The following is a 1,380-nucleotide window of genomic DNA, read 5'->3' as shown; positions in this document are numbered from 1 at the left end:
CACCGTCGCCTGCTGCGCGCCGTAGTTCAGCACGTCCTGGTTGCGGCTGATGGTCAGCCACTTGGGGTTGCCTTCGAAGGAGCCGGCGGTGATCTGGCGCACCACGTCCTGCAGGCCGAGCGTCGCGCGCACTTCCGGGAGCTGCTGCAACTCCCAGGCGAGGCGGTCGACGTGTGCCAGGGTGTCGTACTTGAGGCACCCTTCCTTGGGTGTCTTCACGATCACCGCGAAGAGATCGCTGGAGAGCGAATAGTTCTTCGTGACGAAGGCGTTGTCTCGGTTGTAGCGCGAGTCGGGCCGCAACTCCGGCGCGCCCGGATCGAGATCGCCGACCTGCAGCTTCAGGCTCACCGCAAAACCCCCGACGGCGAGCGCCAGCGAGCCCAGCACCGCTGCGAGCGCCCAACTGCGCTTCGCAGCGAAGTTGTCGAGCAAGCCCCAGAGGCGCCCTCCCCGCCCCGCGGCCTGATCCAGCTCCACCTTCAGACTGCGCTCGGCCGCGGCCGGGCTCACACCGACATAGGACAGCAGCACCGGCAGCAGCAGCAGGTTGGTGAAGATCAGCACCGCGACGCCGATGCTGGCGGTCAGTGCGAGTTCGCGGATCACCGGGATCGGGATCAGCATCAGCACCGCGAAACCGACCGCATCGGCCATGAGCGCCGTGACGCCCGCCAGGAAGAGGCGCCGGAAGGTGTAGCGCGCAGCCACCAGCCGGTGCGTGCCGCGGCCGATGTCCTGCATGATGCCGTTCATCTTCTGCGCGCCGTGGCTCACGCCGATCGCGAAGACCAGGAAAGGCACCAGCATCGAGTAAGGGTCCAGTTCCAGACCGACCAGCTTGACGAGCCCGACCTGCCACAGCACCGCGACCAGCGAGCACGCCAGCACCATCGCCGTGCTGCGCACGCAGCGCGTGTAGCCGTACAGCAGCAGGGCCGCTATCACCGTGGCGACGCCGAAGTACATCATCACCTGCAGCAGCCCGTCGAGCAGGTCGCCGATGATCTTGGCGAAGCCGATCACATGCACCTTCACGCCCCAGGGCTTGCCGTCGGGGGCGACGCCCTTCTCGTACTTGTCGCGGATCTGGGTTTCGATCTCGCGCGAGAGGCGCCAGTAGTCCAGGCGCCCGTCCTTGCCGTTGTCGAGCAGCGGCGCGACGATGGCGCTGGACTTGAAGTCGTTCGCCACGAGGCTGCCGACCAGTCCCGCGCGCGCGACGTTCGTGCGCAGCTTCTCGACGCTGGCGGCCTTGCCGTCGAAGTTGTCGGGCATGACGGGGCCGCCCTGGAAGCCCTCCTCCGTGACCTCGGTCCAGCGCGTGGCGGGTGTCCACAGCGACTTGACCCAGGCGCGGTCGACCCCCTGCGTGAGAAA

Annotated in this window: 1 protein-coding gene; it reads right to left on the bottom strand. The window is 67.5% G+C overall.

The window, feature by feature from the left end; translation table 11 throughout:
* A partial coding sequence (locus AC1DN9_RS29975) for an efflux RND transporter permease subunit (protein WP_478106005.1) occupies positions 1-1,380 on the bottom strand: 1,380 nt, incomplete at both ends.

This window comes from Variovorax sp. 05L425 (genome assembly GCF_056397705.1).
The sequence above is the reverse complement of the archived record's forward strand: the minus strand, read 5'-3'. Positions and strand labels throughout refer to the sequence as shown.